This is a genomic window from Sphingobacterium anhuiense, from assembly GCF_042686355.1.
GTDB lineage: Bacteria > Bacteroidota > Bacteroidia > Sphingobacteriales > Sphingobacteriaceae > Sphingobacterium > Sphingobacterium anhuiense.
Genome location: NZ_JBHUPE010000004.1, coordinates 759,524 through 781,600 on the forward strand (window position 1 = coordinate 759,524; position 22,077 = coordinate 781,600).

The 22,077-nt window shown below is 36.2% G+C and carries 16 protein-coding genes; 12 read left to right on the forward strand and 4 right to left on the reverse strand.

Annotated features, from left to right (window positions below; all coding sequences use genetic code 11):
* Positions 1–369: 369 nt before the first annotated feature.
* The 5 genes from ACFS6I_RS08845 to ACFS6I_RS08865 all read left to right on the forward strand — a co-directional run bounded on the left by ACFS6I_RS08845 (position 370) and on the right by ACFS6I_RS08865 (position 8,858).
* Positions 370–1,425, forward strand: a complete 1,056-nt coding sequence (locus ACFS6I_RS08845) for a FecR family protein (RefSeq protein ID WP_380919746.1) — start codon at positions 370–372, stop codon at positions 1,423–1,425.
* A gap of 73 nt (positions 1,426–1,498) precedes the next feature.
* Positions 1,499–4,591, forward strand: coding sequence for a SusC/RagA family TonB-linked outer membrane protein (locus ACFS6I_RS08850; RefSeq protein WP_380919748.1), 3,093 nt, complete (start codon positions 1,499–1,501; stop codon positions 4,589–4,591).
* Positions 4,592–4,602: 11 nt separating this feature from the next.
* Positions 4,603–6,180, forward strand: coding sequence for a RagB/SusD family nutrient uptake outer membrane protein (locus ACFS6I_RS08855; RefSeq protein ID WP_380919750.1), 1,578 nt, complete (start codon positions 4,603–4,605; stop codon positions 6,178–6,180).
* Positions 6,181–6,279: 99 nt separating this feature from the next.
* Positions 6,280–8,199, forward strand: coding sequence for an alkaline phosphatase (locus ACFS6I_RS08860; protein ID WP_380919752.1), 1,920 nt, complete (start codon positions 6,280–6,282; stop codon positions 8,197–8,199).
* A 512-nt stretch (positions 8,200–8,711) separates the two neighbouring features.
* Positions 8,712–8,858 (forward strand): hypothetical protein, encoded by a 147-nt coding sequence (locus ACFS6I_RS08865; RefSeq protein WP_021190220.1) that lies wholly within the window; start codon positions 8,712–8,714, stop codon positions 8,856–8,858.
* 198 nt (positions 8,859–9,056) lie between these two features.
* Here ACFS6I_RS08865 and lon read toward each other — a convergent pair whose 3' ends face one another.
* Positions 9,057–11,525, reverse strand: a complete 2,469-nt coding sequence (gene lon, locus ACFS6I_RS08870; RefSeq protein WP_021190219.1) for an endopeptidase La — start codon at positions 11,523–11,525, stop codon at positions 9,057–9,059.
* Positions 11,526–11,875: 350 nt separating this feature from the next.
* On the opposite strand from lon, the gene ACFS6I_RS08875 reads away from it, so the two are divergent.
* On the forward strand, positions 11,876–12,532 hold the full coding sequence (locus ACFS6I_RS08875; RefSeq protein ID WP_232789279.1) for a tetratricopeptide repeat protein: 657 nt from the start codon (positions 11,876–11,878) through the stop codon (positions 12,530–12,532).
* Between the two features lie 83 nt (positions 12,533–12,615).
* On the opposite strand, the gene ACFS6I_RS08880 is transcribed toward ACFS6I_RS08875, so the two are convergent.
* Entirely contained in the window at positions 12,616–13,176 is a 561-nt protein-coding gene (locus ACFS6I_RS08880) for a hypothetical protein (RefSeq protein WP_380919755.1), read from the reverse strand.
* A 1-nt stretch (position 13,177) separates the two neighbouring features.
* A complete protein-coding gene (gpmI, locus tag ACFS6I_RS08885) occupies positions 13,178–14,710 on the reverse strand; it encodes a 2,3-bisphosphoglycerate-independent phosphoglycerate mutase (RefSeq protein WP_380920907.1) in 1,533 nt (510 codons plus the stop codon).
* Between the two features lie 246 nt (positions 14,711–14,956).
* Between gpmI and ACFS6I_RS08890 the strand changes: the two genes are divergently transcribed.
* From ACFS6I_RS08890 to ACFS6I_RS08915, 6 genes are all read left to right on the forward strand, one after another.
* A complete protein-coding gene (locus tag ACFS6I_RS08890) occupies positions 14,957–15,358 on the forward strand; it encodes a DUF4783 domain-containing protein (RefSeq protein ID WP_380919757.1) in 402 nt (133 codons plus the stop codon).
* A gap of 67 nt (positions 15,359–15,425) precedes the next feature.
* Positions 15,426–16,280 carry a carboxylating nicotinate-nucleotide diphosphorylase gene (nadC, locus tag ACFS6I_RS08895; RefSeq protein ID WP_380919759.1) on the forward strand — a complete coding sequence of 285 codons (855 nt, stop codon included), beginning with the start codon at positions 15,426–15,428 and terminating at the stop codon, positions 16,278–16,280.
* Between the two features lie 16 nt (positions 16,281–16,296).
* Positions 16,297–16,944, forward strand: a complete 648-nt coding sequence (gene plsY, locus ACFS6I_RS08900; RefSeq protein WP_132768282.1) for a glycerol-3-phosphate 1-O-acyltransferase PlsY — start codon at positions 16,297–16,299, stop codon at positions 16,942–16,944.
* Positions 16,945–16,995: 51 nt separating this feature from the next.
* Complete coding sequence (locus tag ACFS6I_RS08905) at positions 16,996–17,790, forward strand: M48 family metallopeptidase (protein WP_132839761.1); 795 nt, start codon at positions 16,996–16,998, stop codon at positions 17,788–17,790.
* 135 nt (positions 17,791–17,925) lie between these two features.
* The gene (locus tag ACFS6I_RS08910; RefSeq protein ID WP_380919762.1) at positions 17,926–18,576 is read left to right on the forward strand and encodes a DUF937 domain-containing protein; all 651 of its coding nucleotides are present in this window, start codon (positions 17,926–17,928) and stop codon (positions 18,574–18,576) included.
* Positions 18,577–18,640: 64 nt separating this feature from the next.
* Positions 18,641–18,946: a hypothetical protein gene (locus tag ACFS6I_RS08915; protein ID WP_021190213.1), complete on the forward strand. Its 306-nt coding sequence runs from the start codon at positions 18,641–18,643 to the stop codon at positions 18,944–18,946.
* 87 nt (positions 18,947–19,033) lie between these two features.
* Here ACFS6I_RS08915 and ACFS6I_RS08920 read toward each other — a convergent pair whose 3' ends face one another.
* Positions 19,034–22,072, reverse strand: a complete 3,039-nt coding sequence (locus ACFS6I_RS08920) for an AAA family ATPase (RefSeq protein ID WP_380919764.1) — start codon at positions 22,070–22,072, stop codon at positions 19,034–19,036.
* Between the last annotated feature and the right edge of the window lie 5 nt (positions 22,073–22,077).

The window sequence follows — 22,077 nt, forward strand, 5'->3', positions numbered from 1 at the left end:
TTTTATCCACTCCTTATTGCCTTATCTCCGGAACATTCCGATCAGAATCATAGTAAACCGCTTCATAAGAACTTTACAAAAGGCTTTTTTACAAAAAAAAATAATCCTTTGTACCTCGGTAAAATTCGCCTTATTATTTCTTTTTAAATACGTTGGGTGATTCATCTCTCCCAAAGATTATTTGTCTTTTTTTGATATGTATAAAAGGAAGAGTATTGCGTTTACATTAAGGCTCAAATATAATCTTTCTCATACGTGATCATGTCATTAGTATTAAGCGATGTATCCATATGTTTAATTGATGTTTTATTAATAATTTCTTAACAACAAAAGCATCCCCTTTGGAAATTTCTTGTGTATTTACTATTGATGAAGCAACAGATTCTTAATTTAATTACTCGTTTTTGGGAAGGAAAACTTTCTAAAAATGATCAGCATAAACTATTGTCCGACTTAGAAGATTCCAAACACCCTCTAATGGAGGAACTTCGGAATGATTTTTCAACAGTACATGAAAACGAAAAATTGGCAACAGAAGAAGAGTATCAACAGATGTTATTCGGTATTCATGAAAAAATGGGAGTGATCAAAGCATTACCTAATCGACGTCGTTTAAAAATAGGCTGGTCTATTGCCGCCTCCATTTTATTGGCTATGGGAATATTTGGGTATCACTTTGTCCAAACAAATTTGCCTGTTCCCAGTACAACAGTACAAATACCAGAACCACTCATATACGAACTTGCCAACAGCAGTACAGATACGCTTACCTATAAAATGAAAGATGGATCTCGGATTATTTTATCCCCTAATAGTAATATTTATTATACAAAAGAATATGGAAACATCGATAGAAAACTGACACTAATTGGAGAAGCGAGATTTAATGTCGCCCATGATGCGCAACGACCATTTATTGTATCCGCCAACGGTTATACAACGACGGCACTTGGTACTGAATTTACAGTCGATAGTTATACTAAAAGTAAATTATCGGTTAGGTTAATATCTGGGAAAATAGTTGTGAAATCAACGAATCGCAGTCCATTTGAAATGAAAGATCAGGTGCTCAAGCCTGGACAACAGTTATTGATTGATGATCATTTTAAAACAGCTTTATTAGTTGATCGACAAGAAAAAGCGAACAATCTCAAATTAGCGGACAACGTGAAATCAGACGAACATAAACAAGAGGGTGGCCTGCAGTTTGATCAGACGCCACTTCCACAGGTGTTTTCTAAGATTGAAAAACTAAAGGGTGTAATCATTAATATAGAAGAGGTATCTCTTGAAGGACTATCCTTTACTGGGAAATTTGAAGAACATTATCCACTGGATGTTATGTTATCCATTATTTGTCAGATGAATGAACTTACCTATACCCATAGCAATAACAGTATAATCATTAAAAATAAAAAGCAATAAAAGAAGTAAATAATACCGTTTAAATTTTAGTTCATGCGGTACAAACCACCTACAAATTAAAAGACTAAATGAAATGAAAAGAAACCCGATGAAGTTAAGAGCATTATTGACAGTGCTATCGATCTCCGTTGCTCTGCAATCTTATGCCCAGTCCAATGGGCAAATAAGAGGTACCATTATGGATAATAATGGTGTTGTCAAAACAGGAGCGACGGTTGTACTTTTAGATACGAAAGGACAAGTTGTCACGAGTATATCGACAGATCAAAAAGGTGTATTTGTATTTAAAGAATTAAATGAAGATGCGAAGTATAAGATCAAGGTTTCCATGATTGGGTACGAATCTTACCTTGAAGATCTTAAAGGTATAAAGAGTGGTGATAGTAACTCAATTTTGATTACATTGAAAGAGCAACTTTCAGCTCTTGATGAGGTGGTTGTCATTGGTTACGGTCAGCAAAAAAGGGGAGATTTAACAACTGCTGTAAGCTCTTTACCTAATGTCGCAGAAAATGTTGCTCGTCCATTAACTAACGTGGCAGATCTGATGCAAGGAAACGTTGCAGGAGTAACGGTGATGTCAGCAGGTGGCGATCCTTCGGCAATGCCCAAAGTGATGATTAGAGGAATGGGGACACTAAACGCCGAATCGCCACTTTATGTAGTCGATGGAGCGCCCTATTATGGCGGACCTATCAATCCAAATGATATTGAAAGCATGGATATCTTGAAAGATGCAGCTTCTGCAGCTATCTATGGAGCACAAGCATCATCTGGAGTTATCGTGATCACAACTAAAAGCGGTAAAGCTGGAGCGCCCAAACTAAGTGTCGATCTGTATCGAGGTTGGCAAAATGCGAGTAATCTACCAACTGCTTTGAACGCGACACAATACGCCCAGGCCTATAATGATGCAGCGAAAAGAGATGGAGTGAATCCTGCCGATGGTCATAATGCGACATTAAATCCTTGGGGACAGGAAACCCGCACGAATTGGATGAATGAAATCTTCAGAACGGGGAATATTTTAAATGCAAATGCGCAGGTGTCTGGTGGATCAGAACGATCCAGGTATAATTCTTCATTTGGTTATCACGATAAGGAAGGTTTATTGCTGAATACAGGTTACAAACGTTTTGCTTATCGTTTGAAATCCGAATTTGATTTTTTTGATCGATTGACATTAGGACAAAATTTTTATGTCAACCATACTACCGCTCGAGGTACAAATACATCTAGCAGTTATAGTGGATCGATCATCAATGCAATTTATATGAATCCTGCAGCACCTGTTTATGATGAGAAAGGATTATTTCACGGTACTGTTCCTTTTAATTTATCGCAATTTTCATCTGCATATGGTGATACTTATAATCCAGTAGCTTTACTTCTACGTCCAACAGTTAACAATCCGACACTTAACCTCAATGGTAATGTTTTTGCGAAAGTGGATTTATGGGATGGTCTAACCTTCAAATCTAATTTTGTTTTGGATATAAATCGGTATTCTTTAAAAAGATTTGATCCCAAAATACCAGAAATTGGAAGATCAAATGGCAACAATTATTTGACGCAAGAAGAAGCTCGTACAGATCGTTGGATTTGGGATCAGCAATTGAATTATACGAAACGTTTTGGTGATCACCAGATTGATGCTGTAGCAGTATACTCTGCCCAGAAAACAAAGTATGAACAATACTACATTCAGGGAATGGGATTTGAACGGGAAGACGATTGGTATCAATATATCGAGAATGCACAATCTATACCAGGAATTCCAACAAGTGACGTCTGGGAAGATGCACTAACATCTGCTATTGCTCGTGTTAATTACAATTATGCAGGACGGTATTATTTAGGAGCAAGTATCCGGCAGGATCGCAGTTCACGCTTACCAATAAATAATCGATCGGATGTATTTACATCAATTTCGGGAGCCTGGAAAATATCTTCAGAATCATTTTTTAAAAGTGACTTTATTAATGATTTAAAAATACGCGCTTCTTGGGGTCAGATCGGGAACATTCAAACTGTTGATAAATACGCATATAACTTACCTTTGAATAGCGGTACTGTCACACCTTTGGGGTCGGAAGGACTTTTGGTACGCCATTTTGCAATGATCAAACAAGGTAATCCTAATCTCATCTGGGAGACTTCCGAATCATGGGATATCGGTCTGGATATGACTTTATTTCATCAGTTAAGTTTTACAGCAGATTATTATCGGAAAAAGACCATCGGAATGATCAATGAAATTCTTCCAGATCCACACTCAGGTATGCAGAGAGGTCCTACAATTAATACGGGTGACGTGATGAACAAGGGATTTGAATTTAGCGGAAAATATACTCATCAATTTGGAGATTGGAGACTTGGTTTAAATGCTAATATTGCCTTCAATCGTAATGAGGTATTACATCTGAATGGAGTTAATAGCGAATTTATTGAAAATCCAGGAGAGGTTAGGGGTATATTGTCTCCATATCGGTCCACGCCAGGACAAGCCTTATATTCTTACTATTTGATTCCGAATACCGGAATATTTAATTCCGAAGCAGAAGTACAGGCGCATAGTCTAAATGGTAAGCTTATTCAACCCTTTGCACGTCCTGGTGATTTAAAATTCGAAGATACAAATGGTGACGGTAAAATCAGTTTTGATGATCGTGTATATATGGGTAGTGCGGTTCCTAAGTTCACCTATGGTTTTGCCCTTAATTTAGATTATAAAAACTTTGATCTAAATGTATTAACCTATGGTATTTCAGGAGCAAAAATTTTTAACGGATATAAGTTCACAGCCTATAACGCGGGCTTACAGGGTTATAATCTGGATAATCGTGTCCTAAATGCCTGGACGCCGGATAATCTAAATAGTAATATTCCAGCACTTTCTTCTAAAGATCCAAATGCTAATTACGGAACGATATCAGATTGGTACCTTGAAAGTGGCGATTATTTTCGTATAAAAAACATTACTGTTGGCTATAACTTACCTAAGTTTTTGAATAAACTGCAATCTAGGATTTATTTTTCTGCAGAAAACCCGTTCACCTTTACCTCTTATTCTGGTATAGATCCAGAGGTCGGCAGTATTGGATTAGATGTAGCAAATTATCCTTTAGCCAAGACATACACGATAGGATTAAATGTTAATTTTTAAGAATGAAAATCATGAAAACACCATCCATAAAAAAATACAAATACATTACAATAGCATTACTAGGATTGAGTATAGGTATACAGGGCTGTAGCAAGAGTTTTACTGATCTGACTCCAAAAGGATCAATTACTAATGAAAACTTCTGGAAGACAGAAGCAGATGCCATCTTTGCCAGTAATGGTCTTTATGAACATTTCAATGACGATAATATGTTCGGAAGAGGTTTGTTTTGGTTTATCAACGCATCGGACGATATGGTAACAGGACGTACAGATGCAGGATCAGCAGCAGTGCGTAATTTTACTGCTACAGGTGCTGAAAGCCGTATTAATAGTATGTACAAGAAATTTTATCAGATAATACAACGTGCAAATACCATTATCACTAAAGTGCCAGCTATGAGCATTAGCGATAATGTAAAAAAACACGTATTAGGACAAGCATATTTCATGCGAGGTTATGCCTATTTTTATTTGTCACAATATTATGGAGATCAACGTGCTGGTGTTCCCATCGTTACAGATGCAAATATGAATGAAATTAAATTTGTACGACCGACACATGTAAAAGAGAATTTAGCACAGATTGAAGGGGATCTTTTAAAGGCAGCAGAACTATTGCCACTTGTCAACACATATGGAGCAGATGATTTAGGAAGAGCGCATAAAGACGCTGCTTATGCCTATTTAGCCAAAACAAATTTGCAATGGGCACGATATGACGAGAGTAAATGGACGCAAGTTGTTAAGTACTGCGATATGGTGACCAACTCAGGATCAGGCCGTAAATTAATTAATACAGGAAAACCAGAAACAGATTTTGCAAGCGTCTTTTACATCGAAAACAATTTTTCATCTGAATATATCTTTTCTGTAGTTTCTAATAAAATTCAGGGTTCCATATTGCCGGCTGTATTATTCGAAAATACAGGTTACGGACTTTATAATGGTTGGGGATATTTTCACCCCACTTTAGAATTGTATAACGCTTTCGAATCAGGGGACAATCGTAAAAAGGCAACCATACTTGAATTTAACGATACATTTACGTTATTTGGATTGGATCGGAAATATTATTCGTCTAATTCTCAAACTGGTTTTCAGTTCAAAAAGTATATGCAACCTTTCCGTTTTCCAAAGGATCAACATTTAAATCCAAGTGGAGATTATCCGACTTCTGATCTAAATATTCCTTTAATCCGTTATGCAGATATTCTTTTGATGAAAGCCGAAGCGCAGATTAAACAAGGGAAATCTGGAGATATGGAGATTAATTTGGTACGTAACCGCGCAGGGCTCCCTGCAATAAGTGGCGCAACAATGGTCAATTTAAAAAGAGAGCGTCGTTCAGAGTTTGCAGCAGAATATACCGATAGGCATAGTGACCTGGTTCGTTGGGGTGATGCCCAAGCTGCCTATGCACGACCAGCAACCGGAAGGCAACATATTGCTAAAACTGATCCAACCTCTAGCTACACCATAGTACAAGTTTGGCCTGCCCGAACTTTTAATCCTGCTATTCATCATGTATGGCCAATTCCGCCATCAGATTTGAGTAATTCTGGGATCAGTCAAAATGAGGGATGGTAAAATTATCCTACAAATAACTTAAATCACAAAGACGGCAGGCTAGAAAGATGCGAAAGAGCGATCTGGTCTGTCGTTTTTTGTCCAATAGAAAGAATGAAAATGAAATTTGCTAAGTTATTATTAATGCTGCCATTAGTTGGGATAATGGTCAGACTTGATGCGCAGGAAACACCTACAGCTGTTAATCGTTTTGATAAACTCATGTATAGTACGCATCAGCAGCACCATGCACTTCGGGTCCGTGGCCATAGTCATAATGATTATGAACAGGATATTCCCTTGTTACGTGCTTATTATGCGGGAGTGGAATCCATTGAAGCAGACCTATTCCTACGAGATGATACCTTATATGTTGCGCATGAGGCTAAAGATATCAAAGCAGGACGAACCTTGGAAGATCTATATATAAAGCCTTTGGCAAACTTATTTAAACAAAATAAGCAACATCCCTTTGCTGACAGCAGTAAAAACTTACAGCTGGTTTTAGATTTGAAAGAAGATTTTCAGATTATGATGCCAAAATTAATAAACCTGTTAGCACCTTATTGTTACCTAGTAGATCCCAAACAAAATAAACATGCTATTCAAATTATCATCAGTGGCAATATGCCGTCACCTGCTCTCTTTAAAAACTATCCAGACTACATATCCTTTGACGGTAGATTTGAAACCGCATACACCAGCCAGCAACTGCAACGGGTAGCTATGATGAGCGATAATTTACGAGCCTATACGCAATGGAACGGGAAGGGGGTGCCAACGAAGCAAGAGCAAATGAAAATTGAACAGCAAGGAGCAAAGGCACGAAAATGGGGTAAACCATTTCGTCTCTGGGGTGCACCTGAGAGTGTCAATACGTGGATAGTATTAGAAAAAATGGGCGTTACCTGGTTAAATACAGATCATCCCGATGTGCTAAAAGCTTATTTAAATGATTTGGAGAGTTCACGTTTTACAGCTAATAAACCATACGCTGTGTATCAACCTAATTTTGCAAAAGATGGGAGTAAGGGTACAGTTAGAAATGTGATTCTGTTAATAGGAGACGGTATGGGATTAGGTCATATTCAAGCTGCTATGGTTGCCAACCGTGGTCAGCTGCATATGGCTCAGATGAAACATGTGGGGTTTTCTTTGACAGCATCAGCCAGTCCAGGTAATACAGATTCAGGAGCTGGGGGATCAGCAATTGCTACCGGGCATAAATCATATAACGGTACGATAAGCGTAGACACATCTGGTAATCGGTTACTGCGATTACCTGAACTATTAGCAAGAGTTGGAAAGGTAAGCGGAATACTATCCACAGGGGATGCCTCGGATGCGACTCCCGCAGCATTTTATGCATCAAATGTAGACCGAAATGCATCCATTGCAATTACAGAAGCGCTCATCGAGAATAAGGATGTTAAAATATTGGCAGGTGAACTACCTGGACCTTATCGGGAAAAAGAAAGAAAAGATGAATTGGAAAAAAAATTAAATCAAGCCGGATATCAAGTTGTTGATAACCTAACAGGATTAAAAGACGCCAAATCAGAGAAAACAGTAGCTTATTTTAATGAACAAGATATGATAGCTGTCAAAGATGGTAGAGGTACTATTTTAAAAGAATTGCTCACAACGAGCATCAGTAAACTTCATGGAATGGGAAGTGGATTCTTTATTATGGCCGAGGGGGCTCAGATTGACTATGGTGGCCATGCGCGAGATTTGAACTATGTGGTAACAGAAGCTTTGGATTTTGATCAGGCAGTCGGCGAAGCACTTCGTTACGCTGATCAGAATGGTGAGACACTTGTAGTGGTAACAGCAGACCATGAAACTGGCGCATTATCTTTATTAGATGCTGATGTAAAAACAGGCAGTATACAAGCCAGCTTTGCGTCTAATGATCACAGTGCAATGATGGTACCTGTAATGGCATATGGCCCCGGGGCTCAAAATTTTTTGGGTTATTATCAGAATACCGAACTTTTCAAAAAAATTGCTCAAGTCTTAGGCGCAATACAGCAGTAGTTGAATTATCAAAAATAAGCTTGTATATAATAAACTGGGCAGTTCATTCTTATTAAATGCCCGGTTTATTATATAACAAAATCTGATACTATTGTAAATTTTTTAAAAATCATCTCTTCATTATGATACCTTCACCATAAGCGTATATTATTGAGCATTTATCTATATCTTCTGATAATTGTAGAAATAAGAAGATTCCCCCTAAAGAATAGAATCTTGCACATCCACCTTCCTGAATAGATGCTGTAAATAATTAAGAATCATAGTATATAATAGCTGTCTTTAGTTGTCAATTAAACTTTTGGGTATTAAAGAAGTCAAAACTAATATTTAAACAGTACTTATTCTAGCCTTGAAAATAAGCGGTATCATTTCGAGTATTTACAATTTGTAAGTGTTAAGTGTGATCCTTACAAAAGAACAGCAGGAACACTCATAATTACTAATAAACAGTATTTAGGAGAGTTTGGCTCGATATTTGAATGATATGAAGTAATCAAAACAATATATATATGATAAAAAGAGAAAGAACAAGAAAATCAAAAATTGAACAAAACCCATACATGTATTACATGACTAACTGGGGTTTTATGGAAACGGAAATCAAAGAAGATCGTCCCGTAGCATTGAAAAAAGAAAATGACAAGCTTGAGAAATAATTCTCAACGCTTTTAAAATCACAAATTAGACACTTGCTTTTCCTAACGGGAAGCATTTTGTGTTTATAGACCTTTCCAATCTTTTATTTAATTATTTTAGCTATGTCGACGTCTAGTCAGAGTTGCTCATGTGTCTACATGTAAAAGCCGCTATAAAAAATTATTTACAGCGGCTTTTAATTTTTAGAAAAATTTTGACTATTTCTTGGGCTCTAATCCTTTAGTCAGATCTTTTGCGTGCTTGACTTTTTTATCCAATAATCCGAGCGCAATGACATCAGCCATTTCCGTCACATAGTGAAACTTCATATCTTTGATATAACTCTCTTTGATCTCTTCAATATCTTTTTGATTAGATTTACATAAAATAATCTCTTTGATATTCGCTCGCTTAGCTGCCAAAATCTTCTCCTTAATACCGCCAACAGGAAGAACTTTTCCACGTAAAGTAATCTCACCTGTCATTGCTAAGTTTTCTTTAACCTTACGCTGTGTAAATAGGGAAGTTAATGCCGTCAACATGGTTACACCTGCCGAAGGCCCGTCTTTTGGTGTAGCTCCTGCTGGAACGTGAATATGTACATCCCAATGATCGAAAACGCGGTAATCAATGTCAAATTCTTCAGCATGCGAACGTAGATAAGCCATTGCAATGGAAGCTGATTCCTTCATCACGTCGCCCAAGTTACCTGTTAAGCTCATTTTTCCTTTACCTGGGCTCAAACTTGACTCTATAAACAATATATCGCCACCGACAGAAGTCCAGGCTAACCCTGTAACAACACCAGCAACTTCATTATTTTCATAACTATCTTTATCAAAAATAGGAGCACCTAAAATCTCGACAAGATCCTTATCATTAATATTGACATTGTATTCTTTTTCCATAACAATGCGAGTTGCAATACCACGGACAGTAGAACCTATTTTTTTCTCTAAACCACGTACACCAGATTCTCGCGTATATTCTTCAATTATTTTCTCAATAATTTTAGATTTCAACGAAATATCCTTTGCTGTTAATCCGTGTGCTTCACGCTGTTTCGGAATAAGGTGTTTCTTGGCAATTTCAATTTTTTCTTCGATCGTATAACCATTAACTTCAATAATCTCCATACGATCCAACAGCGCTGGTTGTATATTATTTAAGGAGTTAGCTGTAGCGATAAACATGACCTTAGATAAATCGTACTCCATCTCAACATAATGATCATAGAAACTCGTATTTTGCTCCGGATCTAAAACTTCTAATAGGGCAGAAGATGGATCTCCTTTAAAGTCAGCACTCATCTTATCAATTTCATCCAATACAAATACCGGGTTCGCTGCACCTGCTTTTTTCAAAGATTGAATGATACGACCTGGCATTGCACCAATATACGTCTTTCGGTGACCCCTGATTTCTGCTTCATCACGCACACCACCTAAGGCCATTCTAGTATACTTACGGCCTAATGCTTTTGCAATAGATTTCCCTAATGATGTTTTACCGACTCCGGGAGGGCCTACTAAACATAAAATAGGAGCCTTCATATTGTTTTTCAATTTCAATACGGCCAAATACTCAATAATACGTTGCTTAACTTTATCCAACCCATAATGGTCTTTATCCAGTACTTTTTGTGCTCTATTCAGGTCAAAATTATCTTTTGTAAACTCATTCCAAGGAAGGTCAAGTAATAATTCTAAATAATTGATCTGAACAGAATAATCTGCGGCAGCAGGATTGATTCGTGCTAATTTTTCAATTTCTTTATCGAAATGCTTAGCAACAACTTCATTCCACTTTTTCTTTGATGCTCTTTTTTTCAATTCGATAATCTCTAAATCGGGAGTGTTTCCGCCCAATTCTTCTTGAATCGTCTTTAACTGTTGATTTAAGAAATAATCGCGTTGTTGTTTATCTAAATCTATTCTTACTTTATTTTGAATCTGGTTTTTAAGTTCTAAAATTTGAATTTCAGAAGTTAATAACTCTAATAAAAGGCGAGCCTTCTCATCAGCATTTAATAATTCCAATAACTGTTGTTTCTGAATTAAATCAACATTGATATTAGAAGAAATAAAGTTAATAAGGAAAGTCGGACTCTCGATATTCTTAATGGCAATACCTGCCTCGCTTGGTAGGTTCGGCGATAGTTGAATAATTTGAAGAGCCATCTCTTTTAAAGTCGCTATTAAGGCTTTAAATTCCTTAGTCGACTTCGGTTTCTCTTCCTTATATTTCTCAACGTTAGCTTTTAGATAAGGTTCGGTCTGAACAGCTTCAAGCAATTTAAAACGTTGCTTACCTTGTAAAATCACCGTTGTATTACCATCAGGCATCTGTAAAACTTTGATGATGTGTGCTACAGTTCCGACTTGATAAAGCTCATCAATAGTAGGATCTTCCATAGACATATCCTTTTGAGCTACAACACCTATGGTTTTATCTCCTTGGTAAGCGTCTTTAACTAATTTGATGGATTTATCCCGACCCACAGTAATTGGAATAACTACTCCAGGAAATAAAACTGTATTGCGTAAAGACAAAATCGATAGTGACTCCGGAATCTCTGCATTGCGCATGTCATCTTCATCTTGTTGACTTAATAATGGAAAGAATTCGGTATCTTCAGATATAATGGGAATCGCCTGATTGAAATCAAATGTTTCGAATTTGCTCATATTATGTTAAGGTATATTAATATTTTTATGTCAGTTTATGACAACATGTCGTAATTCTGATAAAAAGTTATTTTAAATTTGTGAATGTAGGGTATTGCAAGTAAGATGCCAACCTATTATTTGAAAACGAATGATCCATTAATGCAGTGCTTTAAGAAAAAAAGACAGTCTGACATGTGAATTTTGTCACATTATTCAATTTATTATTGTGTAAATAGGCATAATAATTGTAATATTGAATACGCATTTAGCGTTGTATGTTGAAGTCAAGTAAAACGGAATTTCAACAACACAAACTAAGCGGTTGAATATGAATTAAATACTTTAAATTGAAACGTAATTAAATAAATATGACTCTTAAATCGATTAAATTAGGCTTATTTACTGGTGCATTTGCCTTGATGTCACTTTCATCTTTTGCACAGACAGCAAAACAGGAAGAGCATTCGAATCCAAATGTTCGTTTAGGTCAAAAAGCACTATTGGATGGTGACTTCAAAAAAGCAGCAATTTACTTAGAAAAGTCTTTGCCAGTGGAAAGTAAAGATCCAGATGTATTATATATGTTAGGTTACTCTCAATTTCAGAATGGCGAATTTAAAAAGGCAGCAGAGTCTTTCGGAAAAGTAGTTGCTTTGGACAGTAAAAATGCAAACGGTTACTATTTTAAAGGAAAAGCAAATAATAATTTAGCGACTCAAACATCTACAAAATTGAGCAGTTCTGCTCGTGAAGCATTATTAAAATCTGCTATCGAAGATTATTCTAAAGCGATTGCATTAAATGCAAGTGATGTGAAGCTTTATCAAAATAGAGCGCTAGCTTTCCGTGACTATGGTATTTTAGTTGGAACTTCAGGAGTTGCGAATTACAATAAAGCGGTTGCAACTGATGCTTATAACAACGCAGTAAAAGATTTTGAAAAAGTTTTAACTTTTGATGCTTCTCGTAAAGACATTCAAACAGAAATCAAAAAAGCTAAAATTTACAGAGATAACTTGAAGTAATCTTTCAAAAACAAAAAAACACCATATCGCGATATGGTGTTTTTTTTTGTAATTACTTGAGATGTAGGAGAGGTTTCTAAATTTTAGTGATTCAGAAACTTTCCTACAATTTTATAATGACTTTTTCCCAATATCAGAATATCCTGATTTTTTTCAATTTGATAAATAGAGTCAACATCATACGTCAGTTTTTCTTCACTGGAATATAAGGTATTGTCTACTTTTCTTTCAATGACAACCTGTCTAATCTTACCTTTTAAATCATGCTCCACAGCGAGATACTGAATCGCTAATCCGGGATCTTTGGCTTGATAAATTGTTTTACAATCTTCTTCTCTAAAATTATACAAACTGGCATCAGCATTTTTTGTAATATCAGCAGCTATAAATCCACTGAGTTCATTTTGCCAGTTTGGGATCTTCAAAGATTTCACTTCCTCATCGGAGTCTTTAATGACCGTTTTTTCAACCGTTGGATTCAATTTTGTTAACTTTTCAATTTCAGAATTAAAAAATGAATCCAGAGAAAGAGTTGATCCTTTTACTTGCTTTTGCACCGTTTTGTCGTTTTGACAGGACGATAGTAGGAGCGCACCCCCTATAATTAATAAAGAGAGTGCGTTACCTATACGTTTATTTTTCATATTAGTCTTGGATCAATACCTCGCCATCCATTTCGGCAGGGATCTCAACTTTTAGTAATTTCAATACAGTAGGTGCTATATCACCCAATTTACCATCCTTAATGCTTTTATAATCCTTATCGATCAAAATACATGGAACAAGGTTTGTTGTATGAGCAGTGTTAACTGATCCATCAGCATTGACCATAAATTCGGAATTACCATGATCAGCAATGATGATAAATGAATATCCGTATTGTAAACCCTTTTCAACAACTTGTTTAGTACAATTGTCTACTGTTTCAACCGCTTTTACTACCGCGTCAAATACACCCGTATGTCCGACCATATCTGGGTTTGCAAAATTCAGACAGATAAAATCTGGTTGCGCTTCTTCAATATCTTTTATAATAGCATCAGTAATGCCTTGAGCAGACATTTCTGGCTGTAAATCGTAAGTCGCAACTTTAGGAGATGGTACCAGCAAACGGTGTTCTCCATCAAACTCCTGTTCACGTCCTCCAGAAAAGAAAAATGTGACATGTGGATATTTTTCAGTTTCTGCGATACGTACCTGAGTTTTATGATGAGCCGCTAAAACTTCACCTAAAGTATTATTTAAATTGTCTTTATGGAAGATGACTTTAACATTTTTAAATGTCTCGTCATATGACGTCATCGTAATATAATAAAGATCCAATGGTTTTAGGTCGTACTCTGGAAACGCCTTTTGCGTTAAAGCAATAGTAATCTCGCGTCCTCGGTCTGTTCGGAAATTAAAACAGATTACGACATCTCCATCTTGAATTGTGGCAACAGGTTGATTTGCAGCATTAGTCAAAACAAGCGGTTGCACAAATTCATCTGTAATGTTTTGATTATATGATTCTTGTATAGCGTGTTGTAAATCTTTAGTTTCAGTCCCAGTACCATGTACCATCAAATCATATGCAAGTTTTACACGCTCCCAGCGATTGTCGCGGTCCATTGCATAATAACGACCGATTGCTGACGCAAGAGTACCGACAGACTGAGGTAGGAAATCTTGCAATTCTTTCACATAATTTAATCCAGAATTTGGATCTGTATCGCGTCCGTCAAGAAAAGCATGTATAAATACCTGATCTGAAGTTAAACCAGCATGTTTTGCAGCATCACATAGACCACGTAAATGACTTGTATGTGCATGAACGCCACCGTCGGACAATAAACCGATAAAATGAACCTTCTTATTATTTGCTAAAGCATATTTAAAGGAGTCTTGAATAGTGATGTCCGTATTAAAAATACCATCACGAACAGCTTTATGAATGCGGCCTAATTCTTGATAAACCACACGTCCTGCGCCCAAATTCATATGTCCAACTTCAGAGTTACCCATTTGACCTTCAGGTAGACCAACAGCTTCACCAGAAGCTACTAGTTTTGAATTGGGGTAGTTCGCCTTCAAATAATCCAAGTAAGGTGTATTTGCCGCAAATGCTGCGTCAGATTGATCTTCTTTTCCGTATCCTAATCCGTCTAGGATTAATAGTGCTACTTTTTTTTCCATAATTATATAAGCAAATATAATTTAAAACAACTGATAATTCAAGATTATGAGGAATGTAATGAAGAATTAAAGTTTGTTTAATGTAAAATTTATATAAATTTGGCATTGTTTATGTGAATCATCTACCAAATCACAAAGCTAGTCTTTAACACAATAACTATTGGGTAAGTTCTTGAACTACACAGAGTTTAATTTCTATAATTAATGAAAAAGATCCTATTTTTTATAAGTCTTTTTATGTGTATAACTATGCGCATATCAGCGAATAATATTGACAAGAACAACTTACCAATGAATGAATCTTCTTTATTTATTTCTGATATTAACGATGCTTTAATGCTGCAATTGAAAGCAGGGAATGCCAAAAATATAGCACGGTATTTTGCGACAAATGTAACGTTATCAATCTTAAGTGAGGATGGTCAATATTCTAAATTTCAGGCTGAAATGTTATTAGAGTCATTTTTCTCTAAAAACAAACCAGGTGCAGTAAAATTAATACAGAAAATTACAAATAAAACCAATTACAGTTATTACGTATATCAACTTACCAGTAATAAAAATCTATTTCGAGTTTTTGTGAAGATAAGTTCGGCAAAATCTACACAAGCTATAGAAGAATTTAGAGTTGAAAAACAGGCTTCTAAATAATAATTCCAAATTATTTTCTTGAATAAAATTTAAATTTCCATCTTCGCTACATATTTTGTGAGGACTCATGATGGAAAAAAAAGAATATATTAAAAAATTCGTTCAACAAGCAATTCTAGAAGATGTCGGAGATGGTGATCATACAACACTTTCAACGATTCCTACAGACAAAGCTGGAGAGGCTAAATTAATTGTTAAAGAAGACGGTATACTTGCTGGGGTAGAGATTGCATTAGAAATTATCAATCAAATAGATCCTACACTTGCTCATGAAGTGCTAATTCATGATGGAGCGAGTGTAAAAATTGGTGATATAGCCTTAATCCTGAGAGGAAAAATCCATAGTATCCTAATTGCCGAACGCTTGATTTTAAACGTGATGCAGCGCATGAGCGGGATTGCGACAACCACAAACCGATATGCAAAATTATTAGCCGGAACAAAAACGAAAATATTAGATACGCGCAAAACAACTCCCTTGTTACGTTTGTTAGAGAAAGAAGCGGTAAAGATCGGAGGGGGAACCAATCATCGTTTTGGCTTGTATGACATGATTTTAATTAAAGATAATCATGTTGATTACAGTGGAGGTATCACGCAGGCTTTAACTCGCGCAAATGCCTACAGAGACACCTTAAATAAGCATATTGAGATTGAAATTGAGGTTAGAAATTTTGAGGAGCTAGCTGAAGTTATTACCTTTGGCAAGGTCGACCGCATCATGTTAGACAATTTTAGTCCCTCAGATGTGAAGAAAGCTGTCGATATTATTGCAGAAAGATTTGTCACTGAGGCTTCTGGAGGAATTACAGAAGACACACTTCAAGCATATGCAGCAGCCGGAGTAGATTTTATCTCGGTTGGAGCATTGACGCATTCTGTAAAAAGTTTGGATTTAAGCTTAAAGGCCAAATTAGTTTAGGATTTAACAATAATTAATGATTTCTATTTATTTAGTAAGTGCAGTAGTACTAGCTTATTTATTTGGTTCAATCCCAACTGCGGTATGGTTTGGACAGGCATTTTATGGCGTTGACGTTAGAGAGTATGGAAGTGGTAATGCCGGTGCAACCAACACCTTTCGCGTTTTGGGACCAAAAGCAGGTGCTGTGGTGATGTTCGTCGATATCTTTAAAGGGTTCACGTCTACAAATCTAGCTTATTTAATAGAAGCGGGGCAAAGTACCAGTAATGTCCAATTTGTTAACTATCAATTGGCACTTGGTGTTATTGCTGTTTTAGGACATCTATTTCCTGTCTTTGCTGGCTTTAGAGGAGGCAAGGGAGTGGCAACACTCTTTGGCATGATCCTCGCAATTCATGCTCCCGCCGCATTACTTTGCGTTACGGTCTTTATTGTAATCTTGTTGACAACGCATTATGTATCATTAAGTTCAATAATGGCAGGTTTTACCTTTCCTTTTAGCATAGCCTTCTTATTTAAAACATCTATTCCTTCAGTTCTATTATATGGCATCGCGATCTGCGCATTGATCTTGATTACCCATCAAAAGAATATCGAACGCCTCTTAAAGGGACACGAATCTAAAGTTTATCTTTTCAAGAATAAAAAGAAGAAAATTTAGGCATAGGAATTGCGTTGGGTACAATCTAATGCAGTGTTTAACATTTAAAATATGAAAAAGGTTTTTAAATATACAAGTATGTTCCTGATTGGAGCTACTTTAGCATCCTGCTCGACTGTGCCGATTACTGGACGTAAGCAGTTGAGTTTGGTGAGTGATAGTGAAATTCAGGAACAAGCGGCGTCTTCTTACAAACAATTTTTAAATTCCTCAAAAACAAAAGTAATTACAGGTACAAGTCAGGCAACTTTAGTTAAAAAAGTTGGTAATAAACTGGCGATAGCCGTTAATCAATACCTTACGCAGCAAGGTATAGCAAATCAATTTAATTTCAGTTGGGAGTTTAATTTGGTGCAAAGCGATGAAGTCAATGCATGGTGTATGCCCGGTGGAAAAGTAGCTATATACACAGGGATTCTTCCAGTTACGCAGAATGAAACTGGATTAGCGACAGTAATGGGACATGAAATTGCCCATGCAATAGCACGTCACTCTATGGAGCAGATGTCTCGTCAATATGCTACACAAGCAATTGGTAGTGTTATTGGGGTTGCAACTGCAGGGAGTAGTTATGCCGGGATTATCAATAACGCATACGGTATTGGCGGTCAATTAACGTCATTGAAATACTCGCGTGGGAATGAATCTGAAGCAGATCGTATGGGTTTAGTGATTATGGCAATGGCGGGCTACAATCCTGCTGAAGCTGTGAAATTTTGGGAACGCATGGCAAGTGGCGGATCTAAAGGGAATCCTGAATTTTTAAGTACTCACCCTAGTGATGCAAGACGTATCAGTGATATTCAAAAATTGCTTCCAGAAGCTTTAAAGTATTATAAAAGATAGTTTCTATATAATTTAGAAAAAAAGAGGTTTAATAACCTCTTTTTTTGTGGCTAATCAGCTCGGATTAATCCAATTCATTGGCTTAATTATTGTTTTGAATTTCTAAACGCAATTAAAACAGATGAAATTATGGGAATGACAGATTTAATCACAGGTGGCCTTGGTAATCAAATGGCTGCAGGATTGTCCAAAAAGTTGGGAATTGACAGCACCAAAGCAACTTGGATATTAGCAATAGCGGTTCCTTTGATCGCGGGAGCAATTAAATATAATCAAAGTAAGGGCGACACCAGTCAGGCTAAAGGTTTTGCTGATGCATTAGACACAAAACATAACGGTGAAATATTGGATCATGTCGATGAGGTAATCGAACAGGGACCTACAGAAGACGGCAACAAGATCGTGCAGCACATCTTTGGCAGTAAGACTGAATATGTTGCTTCTGGATTAGCGGAGAAAAGTGGATTTAGTTCGGCTCAGGTTACAGGAGTACTGGCTACCCTGGCACCTATTGTTATGGGTTATTTGGGTAAGGAAAAAGCAAATGCCGCGCAAAATGGAACGAGTAATCCTTTAGGTGATCTGCTGGGAGGCTTTTTAGGTGGTAATACGGGTTCTGGAGGAGGATTAGGGAGTATAATTGGGAATATATTCGGTGCTGATAAAAATGAACCAACAGCCACAACTACTTCAGGAGGATTGACAGACAAGATCTCCGACTTTTTTGATAAGAATAAAGATGGTAGTGCCATAGATGATATTGTTGGTATGTTTACCAAAAAATAACCAGATGATAAAAAACACTTTGCTGTTCCAATTGTTATTTTATTAAAGATCAAGATACAAGATTATGGAAGATAGAAATAAATATGACTCAGCTACTGTTGCCCTAGAGAAGTTGAAAGAAGCGGGGTATACAATAGATTATAACATTGAACTGGATTCTTTGATTGCAAATCCATCTAATTATAAGATTGATTATATTTATCGATATGAAGGAGATTCGAATCCGGATGACGAAAACACAGTTTATGGAATCACGGAGAAAAACGGTTCAAATAAAGGTGTTTTTGTCATTGGAAATTTATCCTTTGTGGAAGGTGATATAAGAGATGTGATAATAAACCTCGAAATTGCCCATAAAGAGAGCATTTAATGCTGTAAAATAGAAAGAGAGGTCAAGACCTCTCTTTCTATTTATAGAGTATCACAGCGCTTTATAAGTAATGTGTGGTTCTAGCGCTCAAAAGTCATGTAGAATCAGGCTTCCTAAATCTTCATCTTTCACAATTTTAACTGAAACAGGGATGCGCTCCTGTAATTCATCAACATGAGAGATAATTCCTACAATACGATTTTCTTTATGAAGAGCATTTAAAGTTTCAAAAATTAAATTGACAGATTCAGTATCTTGAGTTCCAAATCCTTCATCAATGAAAAAGAAATTCTTTTCATTCTGATTGAGACTACGCGTGCTCTCCGCTAGTGCTAGAGCCAAACATAAAGATGCCTGAAAAAATTGCCCACCTGATAAAGTCCTTACAGATCGTGATTTACCACCATTTAAATGATCCATCACTTCAAAATCATTTTCACTATTGATGATTAGTTTCAGATGACCTCGAGTTAGTCTTTCAAAACGATGATTGGCGATATGACATAGGTCCTCTAAGTATTGAGTTGAAATGTAATCAACAAAACCATTCCCCTTAAAGAGATTTGATAAAATACTTAAATTCTTATTCCGAAGTGCCAATTTATCGAAAGCAATTTGCAATTCTACTTTCTCAGCGTATCGCTTTTTTGAAATTAGAATTTGATCTTTGAGAGATTGCAATTGACCTATCAGCATTTCTTTGGCTTCTTTTGCCAATTGCAGATCTTGGCTGATTTTTGTAATCTGGGAAATATCAACAGCTTCCTGATTTATTTTCTGCTCTAACTGTACCAGATTGGCCTTAACAATAGCAAAATGCTCTTCAAATCGTTTGATACGTAATTCTTCTTTTTCAAGATCATATTGCTGTTTTAATATTTCTTTTACAGCGTCAAGAGACACGAAATCATTCTGCTGCAACAGTTCTTCAAGCAGCTTCTGCTGCAATGTTATCTTAGATTGCTTATTCTTTAATTGCGTCTCTAACGTATTGCTTGTTGTAGAAAGTGATGCTATAGAAATATTGAATTGATTAATTTCATTTAGCAACCTGCTGTATTCCTGATCTATATGGTCTATTGATTGAAGTGATTGTGTAATCAATATTTCAATTTCAGATATTTCAAACTGTTCGAATTCCGATAATTTTAATCGTTTAATCAGTTGTTCATGAATACTTGATCGTCCTTCAAGTGTTGATTTAGTAAGAGCAATACTATTCAAACCATTACTGTATTTTTCCTTTTTAATCTTTAGATCATCTAATTCCTTTTGAATTGCTGCTAAAGTCGATTCTGCTAGTGTACAGGCCTGTTCAATGGATTCAGCCTGCAATTTCCATTGATCGAAACTTGTACGATCATTGTGCTGAAAATTAGTCCACGTGAATTGAGTCAGGTGATGATTAAATTCTATCATTAGCGTATTCAACTTTTCGACACTTTTATCTATATCCCTTTGCAATGTTATCAGGTTTGCATCTAGTTGGATGAATCGTTGTTGACGCTGTTGAATTTGCAGTATTGTTTCTTGCAGATGAGTTTTCTCAGATTTAAGTTTAACCAATTGCTCAGAAACATCCTCTGTTTGCATAATATGTGGATGGTGCTCGGAACCACATAAAGGACAGGCTTCTCCAGCTGTCAAAGCATGAGAAAAGTTAGCTAACTGCTGTTTTACCTGAATTTTATTTTCATCCGACTGAATTCTTTCCAGTAAAATAGATGCACTCTTCTCATCTTCAGTAAGTTTCTCTCGCCAGGATGTAGGAGTGAGGCTTTCCTTTTCGAATTGAAGTATGATATCCTGATAATCCTTTCGCTTAATTTTTAAATCTGCTTCTAAATCATGTTGCGTTTTAATATATTGCTCTTGTTTTGAATACCAATCATTTATAGTCATTAATAAACTACTTGCAACACGGCTTGCTTTAAGATTGGTAATTTCTTGCTGTTTTTCCTGAACTAACGTTTGTTTATTTAAAATCTGCTGGTCAACACCTTGCAGCACAATCTGTCCATTAGCTAATCGTTCAGCTTCTTTTTTGATATCAATTTGCAGTTTTAAAATATGAACAATATTTCTCATATCCTCAACAGCAATTCTTTTATTATCGAGTTGATTAAAATCCTGCTCCACTATTTTATAGGCACTATTTGCTGTTAACAGTGCTGTATGGACTGCATTTAATTGATGTTTCGTTTGAGCAAAATCTTGTGTTAGCTGGAACTCTTCTGTCTGTAGATCTGCGAGATTATCGAGCGCATGCTTAAAAATACGATCAACTTTTTGAAATAACAGAATCTGTTTCTTTAAATTTTCAATTGTACCTTGTTCGGCACTTAATTGAGCAAAAGCTTGTTTCTGTATAGCTATTTCTTTATGGAACTGTTGAACTTCCAATAATTTTTGATGTTGTTGATCTAATTGTTGATGTGTATTTGTGACTTCTTGGAGCTTCAATTGTTCATTCTCCAATTGTAAAAGCAATTCAGCTATACTTTCCTCTGTGTAATCCTCTAAAGTTTGTACTGCGCCAGAAATATTTTGGAGTTTCAGTTCTGTTTCCTTACTTAGAGAAGCGACTTTATAAAATAGATCATAATGATCTAAATTAAAAAGTTCCTTCATCATGCCCGAGCGTTCAGCTCCTTTAAGCTCAAGAAACTCTTTAAATTGCCCCTGAGGTACAATAACTGTACGGTTGAAGTTTTTGTAAGATATGCCTAATATAGTTTCAGCATCGGTACTTTCAAGTGGTATTTTTTCATCACCTTCAAAAACATAAGCTTTTCGTACAGGTGTCGTAACTTTTTCAAACTGCTTGCTATTTCTTCGCCAAGATGCTTCAAACGAATACTTTTTGTTTTCTTTTCCAATAAAATGAAACTCAATCCGCAACTGATTGGAATTTAAGTTCATCATATTGTAGGCTCTATTGTTGCTGTTTAAGCGGTTTGTGTTTGCAAATAAGGCAAAAGTAATGGCTTCCAGAATCGTTGATTTTCCAGAACCAACTTTTCCAAAAATCCCGAAAAGACCGGCCGCTGTCAAAGCAGTAAAATCTATTTCTTGTTTTGATTGATAGGAATATAACCCTTCTATGGATAGATATAATGGCAACATAATCG

Coding starts and splice junctions, on each gene's coding strand:
- ACFS6I_RS08845 (WP_380919746.1), top strand. CDS start 370: ATGAAGCAACAGATTCTTAATTTAATTACTCGTTTTTGGGAAGGAAAA.
- ACFS6I_RS08850 (WP_380919748.1), top strand. CDS start 1,499: ATGAAAAGAAACCCGATGAAGTTAAGAGCATTATTGACAGTGCTATCG.
- ACFS6I_RS08855 (WP_380919750.1), top strand. CDS start 4,603: ATGAAAACACCATCCATAAAAAAATACAAATACATTACAATAGCATTA.
- ACFS6I_RS08860 (WP_380919752.1), top strand. CDS start 6,280: ATGAAATTTGCTAAGTTATTATTAATGCTGCCATTAGTTGGGATAATG.
- ACFS6I_RS08865 (WP_021190220.1), top strand. CDS start 8,712: ATGATAAAAAGAGAAAGAACAAGAAAATCAAAAATTGAACAAAACCCA.
- lon (WP_021190219.1), bottom strand. CDS start 11,525: ATGAGCAAATTCGAAACATTTGATTTCAATCAGGCGATTCCCATTATA.
- ACFS6I_RS08875 (WP_232789279.1), top strand. CDS start 11,876: ATGACTCTTAAATCGATTAAATTAGGCTTATTTACTGGTGCATTTGCC.
- ACFS6I_RS08880 (WP_380919755.1), bottom strand. CDS start 13,176: ATGAAAAATAAACGTATAGGTAACGCACTCTCTTTATTAATTATAGGG.
- ACFS6I_RS08890 (WP_380919757.1), top strand. CDS start 14,957: ATGCGCATATCAGCGAATAATATTGACAAGAACAACTTACCAATGAAT.
- nadC (WP_380919759.1), top strand. CDS start 15,426: ATGATGGAAAAAAAAGAATATATTAAAAAATTCGTTCAACAAGCAATT.
- plsY (WP_132768282.1), top strand. CDS start 16,297: ATGATTTCTATTTATTTAGTAAGTGCAGTAGTACTAGCTTATTTATTT.
- ACFS6I_RS08905 (WP_132839761.1), top strand. CDS start 16,996: ATGAAAAAGGTTTTTAAATATACAAGTATGTTCCTGATTGGAGCTACT.
- ACFS6I_RS08910 (WP_380919762.1), top strand. CDS start 17,926: ATGACAGATTTAATCACAGGTGGCCTTGGTAATCAAATGGCTGCAGGA.
- ACFS6I_RS08915 (WP_021190213.1), top strand. CDS start 18,641: ATGGAAGATAGAAATAAATATGACTCAGCTACTGTTGCCCTAGAGAAG.
- ACFS6I_RS08920 (WP_380919764.1), bottom strand. CDS start 22,072: ATGTTGCCATTATATCTATCCATAGAAGGGTTATATTCCTATCAATCA.